This is a genomic window from Mucilaginibacter sp. RCC_168 (assembly GCF_041355315.1).
GTDB lineage: Bacteria > Bacteroidota > Bacteroidia > Sphingobacteriales > Sphingobacteriaceae > Mucilaginibacter.
In genome coordinates this window covers 152,582-175,728 of record NZ_JBFUPN010000011.1, presented here as the reverse complement: position 1 = coordinate 175,728, position 23,147 = coordinate 152,582, and the positions used below count along the sequence as shown (strand labels likewise).

General features: G+C 45.0%; 8 protein-coding genes and 1 pseudogene. 4 read left to right on the top strand and 5 right to left on the bottom strand.

From position 1 onward, the window contains the following. Positions 1–11: 11 nt before the first annotated feature. Positions 12–1,958, top strand: coding sequence for a RagB/SusD family nutrient uptake outer membrane protein (locus AB6735_RS12335; protein ID WP_090465734.1), 1,947 nt, complete (start codon positions 12–14; stop codon positions 1,956–1,958). A 549-nt stretch (positions 1,959–2,507) separates the two neighbouring features. Here AB6735_RS12335 and AB6735_RS12330 read toward each other — a convergent pair. Further along, positions 2,508–3,134, bottom strand: a pseudogene (locus AB6735_RS12330) (SDR family oxidoreductase). Positions 3,135–3,168: 34 nt separating this feature from the next. Next, positions 3,169–3,339: a hypothetical protein gene (locus AB6735_RS12325; RefSeq protein WP_255366842.1), complete on the bottom strand. Its 171-nt coding sequence runs from the start codon at positions 3,337–3,339 to the stop codon at positions 3,169–3,171. A gap of 304 nt (positions 3,340–3,643) precedes the next feature. Between AB6735_RS12325 and uxuA the strand changes: the two genes are divergently transcribed. Further along, positions 3,644–4,846, top strand: coding sequence for a mannonate dehydratase (uxuA, locus tag AB6735_RS12320; RefSeq protein ID WP_090463713.1), 1,203 nt, complete (start codon positions 3,644–3,646; stop codon positions 4,844–4,846). 147 nt (positions 4,847–4,993) lie between these two features. On the opposite strand, the gene AB6735_RS12315 is transcribed toward uxuA, so the two are convergent. Both AB6735_RS12315 and AB6735_RS12310 read right to left on the bottom strand, forming a co-directional pair. Further along, a complete protein-coding gene (locus tag AB6735_RS12315; RefSeq protein ID WP_176851918.1) occupies positions 4,994–7,885 on the bottom strand; it encodes a glycosyl hydrolase 115 family protein in 2,892 nt (963 codons plus the stop codon). A gap of 483 nt (positions 7,886–8,368) precedes the next feature. Beyond that, a complete protein-coding gene (locus AB6735_RS12310; RefSeq protein WP_143013806.1) occupies positions 8,369–12,556 on the bottom strand; it encodes a two-component regulator propeller domain-containing protein in 4,188 nt (1,395 codons plus the stop codon). Positions 12,557–13,105: 549 nt separating this feature from the next. On the opposite strand from AB6735_RS12310, the gene AB6735_RS12305 reads away from it, so the two are divergent. Then, positions 13,106–18,904 (top strand): glycoside hydrolase family 98 domain-containing protein, encoded by a 5,799-nt coding sequence (locus AB6735_RS12305; protein WP_090463722.1) that lies wholly within the window; start codon positions 13,106–13,108, stop codon positions 18,902–18,904. Positions 18,905–19,646: 742 nt separating this feature from the next. Beyond that, a complete protein-coding gene (locus AB6735_RS12300) occupies positions 19,647–21,977 on the top strand; it encodes a beta-galactosidase (protein WP_370996203.1) in 2,331 nt (776 codons plus the stop codon). Positions 21,978–22,209: 232 nt separating this feature from the next. Here the strand turns inward: AB6735_RS12300 and AB6735_RS12295 are convergent, their stop codons facing one another. Beyond that, the gene (locus AB6735_RS12295; RefSeq protein ID WP_090463731.1) at positions 22,210–23,142 is read right to left on the bottom strand and encodes a PorP/SprF family type IX secretion system membrane protein; all 933 of its coding nucleotides are present in this window, start codon (positions 23,140–23,142) and stop codon (positions 22,210–22,212) included. Positions 23,143–23,147: the final 5 nt, after the last annotated feature.

Genomic DNA, 23,147 nt, shown 5'->3' with positions numbered 1-23,147 from the left:
CTAAAGGAGTCATGAAAATTTTAAATAAAACAGGTATCGTCATAGCTGTCTTCGTGTTGTTTTTTTCGGGTGTAGGTTGTAAGAAGTTACTGGATGAAAAGCCGCGCGCATCCTTGTATCCGGATTACCTTGGTACACCTGGTGGCATCCCCGCAGGGATAACAGGAGTATACAATGATCTGAGGGGCGTTTTTTCGGGCGAGGGCGTTTACTGGTGGAATGGTACAGATGAGTCTATTTACGGTTCAAGTTCCACTTCTGGCGGGATTGCGTTTGATACCTATAACGGCATTAACTCGTCCAATACGATTTACTTCAATAACTTTTGGTCAGATATCAATACCTTAAACGGTGTGCTTAAATATTCGGAAACCACCACGCTTGCTCCCGAGCTCAAAGTACAATATGTGGCGCAGGCCAAATTTTTACGCGGGTGGATCTATTTTCACCTGGTTCAGGCCTATGGCGGAACAACCGCCACACAAAAAAGTGGTATTCCACTGCATACCACATTTATCACTGCGGCCAATACAAGTGATGCGCCAGCTCCGTTGGCAGATATTTACAATCTGATTATTAAAGACCTTACGGATGCAGCAGCAGCATTGCCGAATACGATCACTTCTTCAAATCCATTTTCCGCCGGCGGTATCGGTAAAACGGCCACCGCTGCAGTGGCAAAAGCTTACCTGGCTAAGGTGTATTTGACCAGGGGCTATCTCAACGAAGTGGCGCAGCCAGGCGATTATCAGAAAGCCGCAGATCTGACCAGTGATCTCATTGCCAACAAATCTGCTTATGGACTTGATCTGTTTCAGGATTACAACGATGAACACAAACCGGCTAATGACTATGGCAAGGAGAACATGTTCACTATTGATTACGGCATGACTGATCCGAGTTACTCTGGTTATACCCAACAGGGAAGTGGGGGTTATGGTTTGAACCAGTTACCCGTAGTATGGCGCTGGAATTATATCACGCAAGCCGGTGTTGACAATGGCTCCGGTATTGATGCTGTCCCGCAAAAAATTAATACCAACAAACAGCCAATGCAGCGTGATGTTTATAATGGCCGTCCCTATGTGCGTGTGGCGCCTAATGGACCATATGTTAATCAGGTTTTTTTGGATCAGGTGCATGATTGCCGTTGGGACGCTACTTTTCAAACTTTTTGGATTTGTAATCAAAAGGTGGCTGCCGGCGTAACCAGTACGGGCGGGTCTAAAGGCGCCCTTACACCCACGTCAAATTTTTCACAGTCCGCTTACAATATTCCTATTGATGGCGACACCGCTATATTGATGCCAGGAGCAGAGGTTACCATGGCCAGGAGGGATGCTTTTAAAGGTTTGATCGTCACCCCGAAACAATACAATAATAACGTGTTCCCAACCGTCAAGAAATTTGACGATCCGTTGCGTACCGGCATGAATGATTTTTCAAGCCGCCCCATCGTTCTAATGCGTTTTTCGGAAGTGTACCTCATGAACGCGGAGGCTAACTATATGCTGGGTAATGCTGATAAAGCTGCTGTGTCATTGAATGTCATTCGCCAGCGTGCCGCTTACCGCGTTCCTGCTGATGGAAATACGATTCCCCAGGGACAATTCAGGGTGACAGCTGCCACTCAGGGAACGGCCAACGCGGCGAATGTCGCCGCAATGGCATTGACACCGGCACAACAGGCGCAATTGTCCATTCCCAACAACCTAACGCCGGGTTCGCCGCCCTGTGGGATGGATCTGATCCTGGATGAGTATTCAAGAGAATTGTTTGGTGATCCGCGTCGTTGGTATGATCTGGTGAGGACCCGGCAGCTGGTTCGCCGTGTAAAAATGTACAATGCGAACGGCAGACCGAACGTTCAGGAATATCACATGCGGAGGCCGATACCGCAGAGTCTGATCGACGCGGTACTTACAGGGCCTAAGTATCCGCAAAACAATGGTTATTAAATCTTAAATTTACCCGTGATTAACTAAAACAGGCCGCCGGATATCCGGCGGCCTGTTTTAGTTAGGATTTTCATTTAAGGATTGGCGCCCCTGTTTGCCAATAATTAGCGGATAAAGTATCCGCTGTAGAGTAATAGAAGACGCGCGGTTAACCCCTACAATTGTAACTTCTTAGTATACCATGGCCTGAATCAAGGATAGATCATCTTGATTTTACCATCAGCAGTATGATATAATTTGGTCACTTTGATATTGCGTAGATAGGTTTTGCCAAATAACTCTGTATCATGGTAAAAAATATACCACTTGCCCTTGTAGGGAATAATAGATGGTGTGTAGTCCTGCCTTGTACGGGTTGCATGCAATTTCCAGGTAAATTCATGTCTGTGCGAGGCACGAGCCAGTGATAACGGTAAAAATACCTTGATCCGGGACTCCTTTCTGTTATAAATGATGATGTTTTCAGTACATATGTTTTAAGTGAATAGATTGTTTGTTATTGCGGTTACGAATACCGGCACGGCACGGGAAGTATTTAGTGGAAATAAATTATACGCCACTGAACACGGCGAAACCACCATCGACGTTAATAACGGTACCGGTAACAAATTTAGAGGCGTCGCTGAGCAGCCAGATCAAGGCTCCGCATAACTCGTCCGCATCCCCGAACCGATGATACGGCGTTTGTTTCAGCACCAGCTTACCTCGTTCTGTATAAGAGCCGTCCGGACGGGTAAGCAGGGTCCGGTTCTGTTCAGTGAGGAAAAAACCGGGTGCGATAGCGTTCATACGAAGTTTGTCACCATAACGGTTCGCCATTTCAACCGAAAACCACTTCGTATAGATATCAATTGCCGCCTAAGCCAAACTATACCCCAGGACTTTGGTAATCGCGCGCTGGGAGGCCATGGATGAGATATTTACAATGCTACCGCCTCCTGACCTGACCATGGCCTGGCCGAAGACCTGTGTAGGAAGCAGTGTGCCATGTAGATTGAGATCGATAACCTGTTTCAGACCTGCCATATCCAGATTGAACAAGTCATCTGCCGGTTGGACAGTGGCAGTTGGCATATTGCCACCTGCACCGTTAACCAGGCCATCTATACTGCCATAGGTTTCCATTAATTGCTGTCTCGCTCCAATCAGTTCCTCCGCCACGGTGACATCAGCAATTAATGCTGTTGCGCTCCCGCCGGCATCGGTTAATTCAGCTACCCGTTGCTCTGCGATCTGCCTGTTCGTTCCGTCCTAGAACGGCGACAGTGGCGCCTGCGGCGGCAATGCCTTTGATAAAAGCGTGACCAAGCACCCCTGTTCCGCCTGTAACTACAATAACCTTGCCTTCCAACGAAAACTCTTCAATATATTTCCTATTCATGATGTAGTGAAATTTTTAATTCTCATTAACTCCTAAAACTAGGGAATAGAACCGGAAGTTGCCCCGCCGTTTTCTTTATACTTTTAATACAAATGTCATAGCCGAATAGTGTGAGGGGTTTTATAAGTCCGTGGATTCCTGTTGAAACCCAAAGGATTCGGCTTGAGGGTTGGGACATACAGGGATTCTCTTGCCCATTTGTTGATACTTGTACCACTTATGTACAAACTCGTCTGCCGGCGTTGTAAACCTCCAACTGATTGCCGTACTTTGAACAAGACCTCCCTGCATCAATAGTAGAACTATGACACGTGTTCCTGATTTGAAACAAACTTTCCGATGGTTCGGCCCGAACGATCCGGTAACTTTAAAAAAGATAGTCCAAACCGGAGCAACCGGGATAGTGACGGCTTTGCATGATATCCCGGCTGGTGAAATTTGGTCGGACCAAGCCATAGTGTACCGTAAAAGGATGATCGAAGAAGCCGGCTTGATATGGTCAGTTGCCGAGAGTGTAAACGTTCATGAATCCATAAAAACTGCCGGCCCGGAGCGCGATAGCTACATCGAAAAGTATATAAAAACATTGTCTAATCTTAGCCGGGCAGGTGTAAAAACCGTTTGCTATAATTTTATGCCAGTATTAGATTGGACGAGAACGTCGCTGGATTACCGGTTGCCCAATGGTGCAATAGCCCTGCGTTTTGATGCGATTGCACTGGCTGCGTTTGATCTTTTTATCCTTAGACGGGATAAGGCACAGCTGGGTTATACGGAAAGTCAGCTACATTCGGCTAAAATATATTATGATAATGCAGACAATTTTGAAAGAAACCGGCTAGCTAAAACTATCCTGGCAGGACTCCCCGGAACGGATGAGGTATTTTCACTGTCTGAATTCAAGTGCCAGCTGGATAATTATAAGGGTATCGGTCGTGCCGAACTGAAGCAGCATCTTTATTATTTTCTCCGTGCTGTTGTTCCAATAGCAGAAGCTTTGGGAATTAAAATGTGTATTCACCCGGACGATCCGCCCATATCTATTTTGGGTTTACCCCGGATCGCTTGTAATGAAACCGATCTGACCGAAATAGTGAATGCTTGTCATTCACCTGCAAATGGTTTTACACTTTGTACCGGGTCGCTCGGCGTGGATCCGCAGAACGATATCCCCGGCATCATTAAACGATTGGGTAAACATATACATTTCCTGCATTTACGAAATGTAAAGCGGGAGGCGGATGGCAGCTTCTATGAAGCGGATCATCTCGGGGGAAGTACAGATATGTATGATGTGATGAAAGCGGTTGTGGCGGAGCAGATACGCCGGTTTGTGGAGGGCCGAATTGACCTGGCAATTCCTATGCGCCCGGATCATGGACATAAACTGGCTGACGACGAACAATACGACACCTATCCGGGTTATGCTTTAATTGGTCGACTGAAGGGTTTGGCTGAGTTACGAGGCCTGGAACTTGGTATCAGAAGAAACTTACTTGCCGATTAAATCAACAGGACCCATAAAGCGGTTCCGGGAAATCGCCTTATGGGTTCATAATAGGTACTGACCCGGGATAGAATATGGTTCTGTCAACCCGAAGATGATTGATGCAGGCGTTTGTCCGAATTAGTTATGCGTTAATAGAGCGCTTGATCATTGCTTAAAGACTTTAGCTGGCGGTATGAAAGTACTCTCCGGAGGGCCGAGATAGCTGAACGGCAACGCTCCGGAACTGATCACGATTTTCTCCAGAACAATGGCCGGGGTAACCACCCAGATTTTTAAAGTATGAACTCCGGGCTGATCAATGTGGTGTGTGCTCTTGTAAATATTGATATTATCGGCTACCGCCATATTCCACAAATGACCATTCGCCTCCGCGTTAACGCTGATCACCTGTGGTTTTTCTTCATCTATGGAAACAGCATACTTCAGCGATTTATCCGCCGTAAAATCAATGGAGGGAGCGAGATAGGTCCTGACATCATAGTCTCCGGGAGTTTGTATATCGATCCGGTATTCCACGTGGGCGCTGTTATTGTCGGGCTTTTGGGTTTCGGCTATAACCGGCATAGGCGTAATGGCAGAAAGTGTTTTTCCATAATCTGGTAGTACTGTCCAACTCGCGCCGCCCTTAACCACATTCCGCTGGAAGTGGGCTGCTTCAATTGATATAAAATTGGAAGTTTGCTTAAAAGTGTTCGCCACGAAAGTCGCCTTAGCGGGTACGGGAACAGTTATTTCTGCATGGGTACCATCATCTGCTGATATTTTAATTATACCCTCCCGTACCTGCCCGGATAGTTTGTTCCTGTTCAGCATAACATAAATTCGTTGCTGATCGGTAACCGTACCAGTAAGGACGTCCAGCTCTAAAAATGGTGGTGCATCAATTTTGAACTTAACCGGCAGACTTCCACGGACGAATAACTCTAAAAATCGCGTATCTCCGGTTTCCCTGAGGCCAGTTAACCGGAGCGTTTTGTTAACCGGCCACGCAAGGCTGTCTCCCTCCATCGCAATGCCGAGTGCAGCGCTCTTTGCAGGTGTAACCTCTTTTAAATCAGGCATCAGATTGACTTTCGGCTCTTGCCAGGAAGTGTAGCCAATGTGGGTTTGATCCATCATATGATCCCATTTGCCCCCCGCCAATTCCTTATTGTAATAATAGGCTATTGCCGCATCGGTTTTAAAAAGAGATTTCGCCCGTTCCGCCATTTTATTGGCACTTAATCTTCCCTGTGCCGCATAAAAATGATTCAGCGCTACAGTGTAATAAAGATCATTAAGGTTAGCACAGGCCTTAACAGGATGTAAAACCAACTCGTAGAAAGCGTTTTTGGTATCAACCGGCATCATAGTGTAAAGAGAATCCGCGCGTCGTTCCAATGCGCGATAATTCGAAACCATCGTTTCAAACTCCCTGAAATTAAGCAGACTGTACGTCTTTTCATTCAGTAGTTCTGGTTTCCGGCGACCATTAAACTTACTGTATACCTGGATAATCGAAGCAGCCTGTCTGGCATATTTTTCTCCGAATTGCTGGCTTGCCCATTGTCTGGTATAATTTTCCAGATCACTTGCTGAAATAGCGGAGGGACGCCAGGCATAGTCCAGGAAAAACGAAATGGGAAATTCCATCGGCTTGAGGTCACCAACATTTACAACCCAAAGCTGCCGGGCATGATGAGCGTAAGCCAAATGCATTTGTTCCCATACCTTGGTGATTGGGTTGGTATTTAACCATTTATAATTCCTGGGTCCGCCCACATAATCAAAATGATAATAAATGCCGTATCCGCCTTTTCGGGGTTTTTCGCCGGCTGGGGGAAGTTTGCGGATATTGCCCCAGTTGTCATCACACAGCAAGAGCGTAACGTCATCAGGTACCCGCATGCCCTTATCATAATAATCCTGTACTTCCTTGTATAACGCCCAAAGCTGGGGAGTTTGCCCGGCGGGCTGATGTGTGACATCGGCAATGATCTGGCGCTGGTCAGCTACAATTTTCTCCAGGAGCGAGATATTAGTACCATCCTCCATCGCTTTGTCGCCGTCGCCGCGCATGCCGATCGTTACGACGGTTTCAGCCTTTCCCATATTTTCAATTCCTTTTCGCCAAAATGCCCGAAGCGTATCCCTGTTTTGAACATAGTTCCATTCTCCTCGCCCATAACGCTTCCACTCCTGTTGTGCCCGGTCCATGGGTTCATGATGGGAGGTACCCATGACGATCCCATACTCGTCGGCTGTTTTTCGGTTAAGCGGATCATCATCGTTGAACGCGTTGCCCCACATAGCAGGCCATAGGTAGTTTGCCCGCAGCCTTAACAGTAACTCGAACACATGTTTATATAGCTCATGGTTAACACCGCCAAATTTGGCTCTGGCCCAACTGGAAAATGCCGGTGCTTCATCATTGATAAAAATGCCTCTGTATTTTACTTCCGGCTCACCCAAGGAATGCCGGCCGGCAGATACAACCAGGGTGCTGGAATGTCTGACAGGAACGTCTGCCCACCAATACCATGGTGATACACCGATTTGCCTAGAGAGCTCATAAATTCCATAAATGGTTCCCCGTTTGTCGCTTCCAGCGATGACCAGCGCCTGGTCAACTCCCGGAAACGGCTTGTTAATGGTTTGCAATACAAAAGTCTCCCATCGTCCCATGATGTCCGCCACATTCAGCTTTTTGCTGGTGACCAGATCGTTGATCAATCGCGATTTACCAATCGTACCAATGATCACTATCCGTTTCCCAGTGGGTATTTTGCTGGATAGGGTTGGTGTAAGGCCGGTAACGGAAGTAAGGTCCCGCTGAAGATCAGCGGCAGCTCTCAACACACCCGGATAATCGTCAGTGGAGATGAAGAGCGGGGCAACGCTGTTGTTTCCGGCCAATGGAAATCCGCTGCGGCTTGATGCCCTGCTGACAAACGTCGAATCAGGAAAGGCAGCTTTTGCCTGCGAACAAATGCAGATACAGGTCGCGGCCAGTAATATCGCCTTAAAAAAAAGTTTGTTGAATGAAAGTATAGTCATATCCTTTTGCTGGTTTTTGCAAATAAGAATTGGCGGAACGAGTTGACGCGTATGCCCTTTCATGGCAATGCATTTCGTGCTTGGCCCATTCATTAGATTTCAGGCTAAAGTCTGTAACTTGTCTGTATTTCAGCAGGACGATTGAATATATAAATAGCAAAAATGTTTTAACTATCAGTTGTGTTGATTAATTGAAGGCGCACTTCGGCCATTAATGATTGACCGGAAAGCATAATAAACGTTAACATCTGGATCAACTTCATAGTTGGAATAGCGGTAATTTGAATTTTAAATAGCTAACCACAAGCCGATTTTGAGGCAGGATAACCGGTTAATAGCCGGGCCAGTCTTATGATCAGTAGCTTGCATGATATAAATGTCATGATTTTTGTTCAGTGGGTTTGGTCAATATTAGATATATTTATGTCAGAAATGTTTTTGCAAAACGTTAATTGATGTTGCCAATTGGCGCGTAATGCTTCATTAGCTACGGTCGACGGATAGTTCCATATTTGGCGGATTAATTTTAACGTCTTTACGATGCAAGGCGACATAGTCGGAGGGAAGCATTTTAAAGCCTAGTTTAAACTGCCGTGAAAAATAGCTGGGTGTTCCAAATCCGGTCATATAAGCGATTTGAGTAATATTCAGATCACTTTTAGCCAGCAATGATGCCGCACGCTCCAGCTTAACGGCACGAATATACTCAACAGGCGTTAAGCCGGTAAGGTCCAGTACTTTGTGATATAAAGCACCCCTGCTCATGCAGACATGCCGGCTGAGTTCTTCGACGGATAATTCCGGCGTCGCCAGTTTATCTTCGATATATTTTACGATATTATTGATCAGCTTGACATCCTGTGATGGAACTTCTATCTCGTTTCCGACTACTTGTATTTGGCGGGAATAGGTGTCTTTCAAAGAAAAATTGTAGGTTAAAAGGTTGCGGATCTTGGCGTTAAGTATGTCAAGATTAAACGGTTTGGTAAGGTAGTCGTTGGCCCCAATTTGAAGCCCCCGAAGCTGGTCTTCCTCTGCTGTCATTGCGGTCAGCATAATTACCCCGATATGGCTTGTTCGCCTGTCTGCTTTGATTTTTTTACAAAGCTCGATGCCATTCATCTCAGGCATATTGACGTCACTGATGATCAGGTGCGGATGAGCGGCGAGCGCTCGCTGCCAGCCTTCCTTGCCATTAGCGGCTTCAATGACGGCGTATTGTTCCAGTAATTTTTCTTTGAGGTATTCCCGAAGTTCTTCGTGATCTTCAATAAGCAAAATGAGAGGTTTGGGCAACGGGTTGTTCGTCGTTTGCTTTGAGGGCAAATTTGCTTGGCCTTCATTTTTCAGACCAGTGGTTTCCTGAATACTCTCGCGTTGAGTGGTCTCATTATATACAACAGGTATTTTTACTATAAATGTTGTTCCTTCCTGAGGTTTGCTTTGAACCTCTATCTCCCCGCGATGAAGGGCAACGAATTCTTTGACGATCGCTAGTCCTATACCGCTGCCTTGATTCAAAATGCTTGCCGCCGTGTTATGCTGGTAGAAGCTTTCAAATATTTTTTTCTGCTCCTCCAGAGGGATACCTATGCCGGTGTCAATAATGGTAATAATAAGAGTGTCACAACCGTCATTTAGCGCTTGAGCCAGATTGAGTGACAAGTTTACAGACCCGTCTTGTTTTGTGAATTTGAAGGCGTTAGAAAGCAGGTTAAAAATAATCCGTTCGATTTTGTCGTGATCGAATATGGCAGATAGGTGTTCCAATTCGGTATTAACAAAAAAATCGATCCGCTTTCTTTCTGAAAGGTCCTGGAATGACCCGGCCGCTTCTTTGATAAAAATGATAAAGTCACCAGGTGCCGCGTTCAGTTGAAGTTCTTGTTCTTCCATTTTTCGGAAGTCCAGCAATTGGTTAACCAGGTTCAGCAGCCGACGGGCATTGCGTTTAATGATATCAGTTTGACGCTGCAATTTTACATCTTTGACTGCTATCGAAAGTTCATCGGCAGGCGCCATAATGAGCGAAATGGGTGTTCGAAATTCATGGCTGAGATTGGTTAGAAATTTAATTTTTAACAGATCAAGTTCATGCAAGCGTTCAATCTCTCGTTTTTCGCGTTCTGCTTCCTGCCTGGAACTGGCTTTTTCCTGCTCCAATTCAAATCTTCGCTCAATTTTCTTAATGCCTCTGTGTCTGACAAATAAGAGTATAGAGAATGCAACTAAAACATAAAAGCAGTAAGCATAAACCGTGCGCCATAATGGGGGAAGAATAATGATTCGGATACACGTTGCTTTGTCGCTCCAAACCCCCTCATTGTTTGTAGCTCGAACATAGAAAGTATAGGTTCCAGGGCTAATATTGGTATAGTGAGCTGTTTTGGAATGGGATACGGCCATCCAGTCCTTATCAAACCCGACCAATTTATAGGAAAATTGATTTTGCTGAGGTGAGGTATAATTTAGCGCTACAAAACTGATTGAAAAATTCTGCCCGTAATCCAGTTTTATTTCCTTCGCAACCCCGATCGCTTCCTTAATAGGGGCGTCCTCACCGGGTACAACCGTAATGTTCGATACTTTGAAGTCTGATAACAATACGGAAGGGTGATTATCATTGGTTGGTAGGGATTGCGGGTTGAAGTAGTTAAATCCATCTTCACCGCCGAAATACAGTTCACCGGTTGATGCCCGGATTCCGGAACCATACTTAAATGGACTTTCTTGGACGCCATTGTAGTGGTTAAAATTCTTGAAAAGCTTTTTTACCGGGTCAAAACTGCTGATACCTTTGTTGGTGCTCAGCCAAAGTAAGCCTTTACTATCAGGTAATATTTTGTAAATTACACCATTATCCAGTCCTTCGCTCCCCGCGTAGTGTTTGAACCTATTTGCGCCATGGGAAAGTAAATTTAATCCGCCACCATCAGTCCCTACCCAGATATTTCCCTTTTGATCAATGTAGCTGCAATGGACATTATCATCTGAGAGATTACTGTTTGTACGATTAAATACGATGATAGAATCGCTTTTAACGTTCAGATAAGCCAGTCCAGTCCCGTTGGTACCGATCCACATGTTCCCATAGCGGTCTTCGTCAATGTCCCTTATGAACATGTTTACCGTTAGCTTTCTGTCATTCTCGACAATCGGATTTTTTATGTATCTTTTGAAATGCCCGGTTCGTGGGTCATAAATATTTACTCCGCCGCCGTTCGTGCCTATCCAAATCCATCCGCGGCTGTCTTCCCTGATGCAGAAAATTTCGTTATGATTGGGTTTGTCGATTCCTGGACCATTGAGGAACTGTTCATAAGTAAAGGTTTTTGTATTAATTTTAAAAAAACCATTCTGATAGGTGCCCATCCAAAGATTGCCCAAATGATCAATTTCGAGGCACATAACCGTAAGGTTGGGATTGGATGGATTGATTTTGCTGCGGATATTGATATGCTTAAACAGATCTGTTCTACGGTTAAAAAGATTTAGTCCCCCACCGTCGGTTCCGATGAAGTATTGATTCGGCCGTAACTCTGCGAATGACGTTACAATAGGCGCTGAAAGGCCTTGCGCATCAAACGGATCACTTTGTACATAGTGAAATAGTGCCAGATTGGGATCATACTTGCTTATACCGCCCTGGAAGCAGCCCAGCCACGCAATGCCCTGGTCATCGACATATACGCTCCGGACCGATTTGTTGACAAGACTAAAGTTGTTGCGGCGGTTTGGTACATAATTGATTGCCGTCTTCCGGTGAATATCCAGAATGCTAACGCCTCCCTCAGTACCTACCCACAAACGTCCGGCCTTATCGAGGGCAAGGTCATAAATTTTGTTATGGATGATCGAGCCCGGCGACGAGTCATGCAGAATTGCTTCAAAGCTTTGACTATCAGGTAATAAACGATTCAGTCCGTTCCCGGTGCCAAACCAAATCTGTCCCTCTCTGTCCTGTAAAATGCTCTGTATCTGGTTATCGCTCAAACTATGTAAATCCGCTGTATCGCGGCGGAAATGGCGGAAGGTATGCAGTTTCCAATTGTATAAAAAAAGGCCGTTATTTGTACCGATCCACATTCTTTTTTGACGATCTTCAAATATCTTCAGTATTGCCCTGGAGTTGATACTGCTTTTAGGATCGATAGTCAGGGAAGTGATTTTTCCGGTGGAGGGATCAATTATTTTGAGTCCCCAATAATATCCGATCCAGATATGGCCAAAATGATCTTCGCCAATTGCGCTTATGGAAATATTGTTAACAGAGGGCCACAGGCCATTTCCATTGAACCGCACAAAATTATCTGTTTTGCGGTTGTAATAAGCAATGCCGCCGCCGCTCGTTCCCACCCATATCCGGCCTTTGCTATCTTCAAGGCAAGAAGTAATCTCATTTCCTGGTATACTTTCCGGCTTTGTGCTGTCATGGTTATAAACCGTGACATTGCTTCCGTCAAACTTATCCAGTCCGTCGGAAGTTCCAAACCATAACAGGCCGGACTTGTCTTTTAAAATTGTGTACACGGTGTTGGAAGATAGCCCGTTTTTTGTGGTTAGGGAAGTAAAATTGAGATCATACTGCGCAAGCGCAGAAGAAGATGTACAGGCCGAAAAAAAACAAATCAGCAATAACCGCCGATAGCCGTTCAAATTTATTGATATCATCACCTTTATGTCCTTATTGGTTTTCGTAGCCGTCCGGTTAAAATATCGTAGTAAACGATGTAGAACCCGTTTTGAAAGGCTGCCCTAATTGGTAAATTAACAACTGATATCTAAAGCACGCATATCATTACGGATATACCCTGACCTTCTCACAAGATATCTTTTTAAAGCAACTTACGAAGTTATAACTGAAAATACAATCGATTGCATAAATTATTTGAAAAATAATTTTCCTAAGTTAATAATAGTTACCATATGGCAGTTCTGTCATGGTTCATGGTAAATGAAGGGCCAATCAATTGCGATTGATTGGGACAAGCTGATATCCCAACTGAATCTTCTAATCGTTTTGCTAAACATTTGTGCTATTAATATATTCAAACCTCTTTCTCTGATCCATCAGCTACAGGTAGATTTGGTTTAGAAAACCAATTGAGCCGAATCGCTATACCTTTTGCCTGTCCATTATAATCCGCGAATGATAAGGGACTGATTCGTAACAGTTGAGACCCTTAAGGTCGGATAAGTAAAACCAATTAAATATTGTTTATGAAAAAAAATTTACTCATTTGCTTAATAGGTGCGCTCTCCCTGATTTGCAATACCTACACATTGGCGCAAACACAAATAGTTTACGATTTCGATGCAGGCCATGGCCTGGGCGATATAAGCCAGGCTTCCGGATCGCTCGAGATATCTACACTCGTTAATGCTAATGATAATGGTGTGGCCAATACGACGCAATTACTGCATCCCCTGAGTGTTGGGACACTCAATCAAACCGGAGTGTCTGATCTGACTTCGTTTGTAACTAGCACTGATTACGCCATAAGTTGGAAAGAGTATATTACCCAGGGTGCTACGACATACAAAAAAGGATTTCTATTGCGCGGAAGCGGTACCGGCGGATACGCCACAGGCATAAAAAAGGGTTATTACTTCATGGTGCAGAATAATGGCACTACAGGATCGGTATCCTTTCGGATTTTAAACTCATCCGCTTCTACTGCCCTTGCTGAACTAAAGAACGTTTCTTTAACGATACCGGGGTTTGCGGTAAATAAAGCCTGCTGGTTTCGCGCTTCCATAAGCGGTAATGTACTGACGTTTGCTTATTCTATGGATGGAACGAATTTTACAACAGGTGCGATCTATACCGATGCCGCAAATCTTTACTCATCAGGCGCTACGCAGCTCGTTTATGGAATTGCCAGCCCAGTTGGTCAATATTATTACGACGACATTGCCTTTAAAGCGTCGGTGAAGGCAAGCTCTACAATAACCGTGACTGGCGCATCAAACTACCTCTACAATGGTTCAGCTCAAGGCCCGCAGACGGCAAATGTTACGGGGTCAACAGGAACCGTCAGCTATAGTTACAGTGGTACCGGCACCACTTCCTACGGCCCGTCCGTTTACCGGCCGGTTGTTGCAGGGACCTATCAGGTAATCGCGACGGTTAACGCTGATGATAACTATCAAACCGCAGTTTCCGCCCCGTTTCCTTTTTCCATTAGCTCTAATCCCAGTTTTCCCGTGGCTGCAATGAGAAGATCACTGTCTCCCACAAGACCGATGTATCTTCTGCATGCCGATGTCTGGGCCCATCAACCACAACAGGTCATCGATCTTATCCCTGCGGATATGAGGGCTAATGTTGTTATAAATATTTCTTTGTCTACCTCTATACTCGGGAACAATGGTTATAATTGTGCAGAGTCCTGGTTAAATACCTGCGCCCAAAACGGCATCTGGGCGATGGTTCAGGTAAGCAGCGGTATTCAAAATGCATTTGCGGCCGACACTGCGCTAACTTTGTATGAGTCGCTGTATAAAAAATACCCGAATTTTATTGGTTATAATTTTGCTGAACAGGCATGGGGTTTCGATGCTAATACATTTCAGTCCAGGTTAAACCTTTTTGTGAACCTCCTGGCAATGGGTCAGAAATATGGAGGTTATCTGTACATAAACGACAATTTTTCCGTTTCCAACGCTAGTTTTAATACGGTCGCCAAATTAAAAACGAGCACCGAATTTGCCAATGCCACCAAAGTCTATAAAGATCATATGATTTACGGTGACAAGTTCACCCATTCCTATGGGTATTATGACAATGAAAGCGGAGCCCTGGGTGCATTTTTATCAGGCCATGCCGGAAATTATGCCATCCGGTATGATCAATATTCCTGGCCATTCTCCGGAAGGGGACAGGTTTTCGGGCCAGAAGTGGTCGGCGGGCAAAATACCGACGGTAACCGGGGGCTTTTCGCATGCCCTGAAGCAGTGATGGGGGTACCTATTGTCGAACACCTGATGCTGACAGGCGCGACTGTGATAGATGGCCCCGAAGTCCCATGGATGACTACCGTCATCGGCAATTACCGTCTTCCGGCGTTCAATAACATGCTGGCAGATGTCTTCAGAAAAGTGTTGGACGGGACTATCCGGATACCAGGGGTGGATGAAGTGGCTGGCAGAACAAAAATAGCGTTTGTTAACGATGTGGATTATAATACTACCGATTCACTTTTCGCTGGCTTATACGCGATGGATGGTGCGTTAAAGAATAACAGAACCTGGTTTAAAAAAAGTGGTCGTTATGCCTCGATCCCGGAATTGTATTCTTCCGCTTCTTATGAGACTTCTTTGCTGTCCGGTGCAGCGTTGGTAAAGAAGTCGGAATACAAGACACGATGGACAAATGAGGTTAACAAGATCAATGAATTTAACAGTCTTTATCCAACAGAATCCAATGGTGACATGTTTGTTGCCAGAATGAACAATAGCTTGTATACCTACAATCCATACATCAATACTGACAAGTCGGCTATGGCATCTATTCCGTTCAAATACAATACCTGCGACAGTGTAGTACTTTCCTACCCGGCACACACACTTGGTGTGATCAATGAATCCAACAACAAGTTGAAAATTTATCTGAACAATTACCGTACGGATAAAAATCAGTTATGGTCACAATACCCGAACGATTTTACTTGGGGGGTATTGCAAAATACCATACTTCCCGCATTTGCAGTAAGTCCCTGGGACGGAACTTTGCGGACCAGCGTCATCAAGATTTATGGTGCCACTCTGCAACCGGGTTTTATTATAACTGAAAGGGGCAGCCATCAGTCAAGTACGGCAAATGCTGTCTGGACAAACGGAGTTTATACATTGACGGTCACCCATAACGGACCGGTTGATATCACGGTAGACTGTGCTGGTGCGGCGACGGGGAGACTGACCGCACCTCTACCGGTGACCATGGACCCGCTTGCTGCGGCTGATCCATACACCGGCGACAAAGAGTACGAAGCAGAGGGTGGTATCATCATTGCGGAAGCAAGCACCGCCAAGAGTTCAAAAGGTTATCACGGAACGGGATATGTTACATTTTCAAGCAGCAGCACAGCAGGATCTGCAGTTGGGTTTAAAGTGTTCAATATCCCTGCCGACACGACTTATCAACTGCAAACCAGGTATACAGCGGCAAAGGGGAATGTGACTAAGCTCGACCTTTTTGTGAACGGTGCGAAGATACGAACGCCGGTATTCGCCGCTACGGCAACAGACAGCACGTGGACCGTCTTTACGCAAAATGTGAAACTGAAAGCAGGGATCGATACGATAATGTTCAAAGCCAACGCCGCAGGTGCAAACATCAACATGGATAAAATAATCTTGACCAAACAGGTATTGCCCTTTTCGTTCGTCTCCGTTAATGCGGTCCAAAAAAATAACTCCCAGATTCAGGTTGACTGGAGGGTGGCAGCTGAAGAGAATTTACTGGAGTACGAATTGCAAAAAAGTACAGACGGCGTAAATTTCAGTACAATTTATACAGTTAATGCTAATAACACAGAGGATAGTTATTATGTTCACCTTGATACGCTGTCTGCTAACCTCACCTATTATAAGGTAAAAGCCACTGATCAAAAAGGAGTTATTACTTACAGTGCCGTTGCAAAAGTATCGAAGAAAGCCGCCGTCGTGGTACAGGCAGAATCTGGAAAGCTGGGGACCGACTGGTCTGTAGTTACATCAGATGTGAGCTATATTACTTCAAAAACAGACCTTTTAAATTCAGCATATCCTGGAGACAGTTCAAAGGTGGCAACCTATCAGGTAACTTTTGATAAGCCCGGCAGTTATGACCTGTATGCGAAAATTTGGGTGGGAACCGGTGCTGCCAATGACGATAGTTTCTATTACGGACAATCCTTTGGTATAAAAAATCCATTTGCGGATAATTCCGACTGGATAACAGCTAACAATTTGGCCGGTAAAGGTTATATAGCACAGGGAGACACAGTTAAGGCGGATGGAACAGCCGGTAATAGTACCTGGAAATGGATCAACCTTTCCGGATTCAACGGCGGAGATACACCGGTGACATTTACTGTTCAGCAAAATGCATTAACGCAAACCTTTCAAATTGGTAGCAGGGAAAACGGTTTGCAGATAGATAAGTTTGTGTTTGGTGCATCAGATCAGCGTTTTACTGTTTTAGAGCTGGATAGCCTGGCTGGATCCAACTGGCCGCCGATCATCAAAAGCGGACAAATTTTCACTGTTAGCGAAGGTGCAGATTCCTCCCTGGCCATCGGAAAGGTGATCGCTTCTGATCCGGATGCCGGGACCGTGCTTGGTAATTGGAAGATCACAGGCGGTACCGGTGCTGCACTGTTCGGCATCAATACGCTTGGTGTCATCAAAGTCTTACCGGCTTCCCAGATCGACTTTGAACATGTAAGTTCTTATACATTAAAGCTAAGGGTAAACGATGGCGCTAATTGGAGTGAGGAACAAAGCATCACGATCAATTTGATCCGTGCGAAAAAGGCACAAACAATTACGTTTGAACCGATACCGGCGAAATTACTTGGCGACACTGACTTTACTATCGCAGCTACTTCAACATCTAATTTACCCATCGCCGTCACAAGTTCGAATGAATTGGTAGCTACAGTGGTGAGCAATCAAATTCATATCGTTGGTGTTGGTCAGTCTGTAATTACCGCCTCGCAACCCGGCGACAGCACATACCTGGCGGCTGACGGTATTGGACAAAACCTCGCGGTTAGTCCGGTAGATCTTGCTGTTCAGTATGTCAATAAAGACAACAGTACTTCTGATAACACTGTTCGGCCTGAAATACAGATCCTTAATAACGGTAACAATGCTATCAATTATAATGAAATCACCCTACGTTATTGGTTAACACCTGAAAATTATGCGGGCATTAATACCTGGATAGATTATGCCCAGATTGGAAGCAGCAATGTTAATCTGCTATACAAACCCTTATCGTCTCCTAAAACCGGTGCTTTAGGTTATCTGGAATACAGCTTTAAACCTTCTGCAGGTTTACTGTCGCCAAAAGCCCAATCAGGCCCGATCAGATCAAGGGCAGCAAATATCGATTGGTCGAACCTGGATGAGACGGACGACTATTCCTATTTAAAAACCAGTTCGCCGGTCACTAATAACCATATCACAATTTATCGTAATGGCGTTCTGATCTGGGGAATTGAACCGGCTGCTGCGACACAGAATCTTCAGCTTACAGCATCAATACTGACCGTTAACACAGCGGCAATAACGAATGCCATCAGTAATTATATTAAGATTAGCAACATCGGGAATATACCTGTTGATTATGGTGACTTGTCTTTCCGATATTGGTTTACGAATGACGGTAATACATCATTGAACTACTGGCTTGATTATGCCAAACTTGGTAATGGTAATTTAAGCGGGGCATTTTCCCTTCTGAGCCCGGTTAAAAATATGGCTGATACTTATCTTGAAGTTAAATTTAACAGCAATGCAGGACAATTATACCCACTAAGTTCGACTGGAAATATACAGCATAGGATTTCTAAAGGCAATTGGTCAAACTTTGTCCAAAGCAATGATTATTCCTTTTCCGGTTCTTCCGCCTTCGTACTGAGTAACAAAATAACCATTTACTACAAGGGAGCAATCATTTTTGGCAATGAACCCGATTTGGCAAGTTATGATAGCAATTTAATGACAAGCCACAATTCCAATTCAATTTCAACACACCGGTTAAGCGATAAAAAGATTGAAACCAATATGATTTATCCCAATCCCGTTGCCGGTGCGTCCTTTAACGTAAAGACAACCGCTGATCTGCACGATCAGCTGATCAACGTCAGAATATTCGATATGAAAACCGGTAGTGTCATTCTGAACAGGAGGTTTCAAAACTCTTCTGACGGTATTCTGAGAGTCGATTTAAATTCAGCGCCCCAAAAAGGGGTATACTCGGTACAACTTAATAGCCTGCCGATGATCAAAATGATTGTTGATCATTAATAACAGTATTTAAAATATCAAGGTTTTTAGAAATACATAGCCTTGATATCTGCGTACCAGGAGATGGAACAGGAACAATGCGATCATGCGGTACTTACAACGATGGTTTAACGTGCTGGAATTGCCGGCAATATAACTATGGTCGAAAATAATTGATGAGAACCGATTTGGAATTTAAGGTATACTGTCAAATATTCCTCAAACGGTAGATTTACAGCTGGCTTTCCGATTAAATGTTTGGATAATAATTAAATGGAAACCGAATGACTAAGCCTGATTCGGTAACACAGATACAAGCCTCATCCTACGGGGCTTTTACCCTGATGTGGCAAGAATTATGTCGGCGCTAAGTCGAACAGTGCCGAATTCTTTATTAAAAAGTCAAAAGCTAATATTGATAAACAGCAAACCATGTCAGACGCAGCATTTGAAGCAAGCCTTCGGGGAAAGTAAGTTGGCAGATAAAAAGCTGAAAGAATTAAAAGGAAAAACCCAAACGCCAGCAAAAACAAAAAAGCAAAAAACAAGAGTACCAGCAAGCATTTAAAGAGCCGTTTCTTTTGGGGGCCCTGTGCGGGCCAGGCCGGGTCAAGTCAATTCCGGCAAGTAATTTTGGTCTGCAGCAAATAGTATAACGATACCAGGATATAAGAATCAAAAAATAAAAACTATTTATAGATAATTAGAGTATGAGAAGGCTTGAAAATCGGTCTTATATTGATATTGAATAATTATAATTAATATGTCTTTTGCCACGAACCGACGTGTGTTTTTGAAAAATGGAAGCCTTGCCTTCGTTGGATTGGCTGCTTTTCGCTCATTTGGAGCTTATGGTTTTAATGACAACGGGGTGCATCCTATCCCCGCTAATGAGTCGTTGTTGTTGGCTCAATCAGAGCGCATTCTTTTTGATTCAGCATGCCTGACTATCGATGGAAAAGACACCTTTATCTACAGCGGCGCATTTCATTATTTCCGCTGTCCAAAAGAACTCTGGCGCGATCGTTTTGAAAAAATTAAAGAAGCCGATTTTAATACCGTCGAAACCTATATCCCGTGGAACTGGCACGAGCGATCAATGCCGGACTCTCCGGATGATTTTTCGAAAATCGATAAGTTACAAGACCTTGACGAATGGCTAACGATGGCCGAGGAATTCGGCTTCAATATCATTGTCAGGCCTGGCCCTTACATTTGTGCTGAATGGGATAACGGCGGCTTACCTTTATGGCTTAGTGCGTTGAAGACGCCAACTAAACCCCTGCACAAGGATGGCTGGATGCGTTCAGACGATCCGGTTTTTTTGACATGGACAAAACATTGGTTTGATGCGGTATGCCCAATTATCGCGAAACATCAGATCACGCGGAAGGAGCCGGGCAAGCCGGGTGTTTTATTACTGCAACTGGAAAATGAATATGACTCTGCAAAGTATACTGACGATATAAAAATCAATCAGATCAAGGCGCTTGCACGCTTTGCACGAGCCGGGGGCATTGACGTTCCGTTCATTACCTGTTGGACAAAACAGGTTCGTGATTCTAAGGATCCAGTGCTGCGGCAGGTCTTTGATAGTTGCAATTTCTATCCGCGTTGGAACGTTTCAAGGGAACTTGGAACGCAGATTTTAAAATTACGGCAGGAGCAGCCGGGAGCTCCCCTTGCCACAACCGAATTACAAGGCGGCTGGCTTTCTGTGGTGGGTGGTAAATTGAGCGACCAACAGGATGGGCTCACTGCCGCGCAAATCCAAAACATTACCCTTTATGCCTGGCAGATGGGCGAGACGATCACCAATTATTACATGTTGTTTGGAGGTACCAATTTTGATGACTGGGGCGGATACAATATTACCACCACATACGACTATGATGCGCCAATCCGAGAACACGGTGGTATTGATGTGCGTTACCAGAGTGTTCGGTCGCTTGGTCAGATGATCCGCGAACATGGAGGCAAACTTGTGCGCGCTCAATTGGTAGAGATTGACACAAAAACGACCACCAATGACGTGGTGATCTCGGAGCGTCGAGCCTTCGATGGTAGCCGTTATTTCTTTATTCGGACCGACGATTATCATACCCGGCGTGCCGGACTGGCACGGGTGAAAGAGAAAGATGGCACGGAATTTTCATTCGAATACGACCTTGAAGCGTTTGGTTCAGTCGTATTTTACCTTCCTCCCGGTGAGACCGATACCCGCAAAGGTCAATGGCTGCCAAAGACCGCGCCGGTTATCAAACGTCCAACCGATCTTCCTTCAACGGTGGAGATCGATAAACTGGAACAACTTAGCGATCCGTTGCCATTTGTCTGGACACCGCTCCAATCCAATGAGTTGATTGAAGCACACGCTGTGTTTGGTAGTCACTTTGTATATTATCGGATTACCGCTAATTCCGGAGCGACTATTGATATTGAAGTACAACCAAAAGACGGGATTATTGGAAGTGCTGGTGGAAAAATGCTACCTGTGGCTGTCAGCGAAGACCATAAATATTTTACTTTCACACTGCCTCCGGATGCGAAGGAATTGATTGTGCTTCATGATAAACGTGGCCACCGCAATGGTCCGAAAGGGATGGAAACGGGCGGTACATACGGCCTTCTTTCAGTCAAAGGGGCAAATGAAAGCGTGCCACTTCAATTTGCTCAAGGTGGATCGCTTGGCAAAGAACATGCGGTTGGCGAAGCCCTTTCAGACGCGAAAACGGAAATTGCCCATGGTTGGAAGAAGGTGACAATAAAACAAAGTTCCGCGCCGGCCACCCATGCACTCCTGACCTGGTATCGGATGCAGTTCGAATTGCCATCGCCAAAGCCGGGTGTATGGGTGCCCTGGCATTTGCATCTGGAGGCTACCGGAAATGGCTTTATTTACGTTAACGGGCAATGCCTGGGCCGTTACTGGCAGGTTGGACCTCAGCGTGATTTCTACATACCCGAAACCTGGCTACATTTTGGTGCGGGTAAGATCAACACGATCGCCTTGAGTCTGCGACCGGTCAACGAAGAGTTGTGCATGCAGGATGTCCGGGTTGTTCCGGACAATGCCTTTGCCGAGTTTCGCTAAACAAGCCATACCAATATTAAAAGCAGGAAGTTGGATGTTAAGCTTAACTCTTGGCTTATATCTTTAAATTTTAACAGAAACACGGAAAGCAGGCGTTTCCTGAAATAAGGATGTTACCTTCAATTTACAAGGCATTAGCCTTCATTTGCCTGTAAAAAAAGTTCCTGTCAAAGAGATGACAGGAACTGGTAAATGGGTTTCGACTGATGATCAATCCTGACTCATCAGTTTATTATAACAAGGATATGTTATTCAGGTGTTTCCCAAAGCGATAGGTCAGCATCACTTCATGAACAGCATTGTTAACTCCGCCCAGGTTATTTCCGGTTGTACCAAATTGGTAGCTATAACCGATACGGACGTTACTGGAATTGATACTAATGATCCCGGACATATGTTTGTCTGTGCGGTAGTCGGCACCTAGACCGATGATGTTCTTCACATACAAAGTCGTTGAAAAATCGGCAATCAGGGGTTCGTTTTTGGTATAATATGCCAAAAATGCCGGCTTAAATTTGAAATCAGATCCATTGTCGATCAGATAGGCTGCAGAAAAATTGAAATGGCTGTTGAAATAGATGTTATCTTCCAAAGATCCTCCGCCTAAGGCTGCTACGGTAAGTTCCGGAAGTGCAAATCCTACATAATAATTTGTTGCATATAGCATGACTGAAAAGCCGACATTAGGCCGCGTTTGGTGAACATCATTACGGAACGACGGATCGGACGTGGTGAGTGTTGAATAATTGGCCACATACTGCCTGACTCCGGCGTTTAAAGAAACCCCAAGGAAGCTTTCGTTGCCCAGCCGGACGCCTTTCGCTATAAAGAAATTGGCTTCAGACACCCGCTCAATAGCGAACTGGTCATTCAGAATGGTTAGTCCGGCCGCTCCGTTCATGCTTTCCAGGGGGATGGCTGTATTAAACATGAATGTTTTGGGGGCGCCTTCTATCCCCGTCCATTGGCTGCGGTAAAGCCCCGTTATGGAACCATTTTTGTCCAGCAGGGAATAGGCCTGGTTTAGCGGAAGCGGGTTATTCATATACTGGCTGTAAGTGAACGAGTTTTGTCCGCTGGCGGTAAATACGTGGGCTAATAGAAAATAACCAACGGCAACCCATAGGCGGCCGTTGGTTTGAATAGATTTTGAAATATTGCTCATCCTTC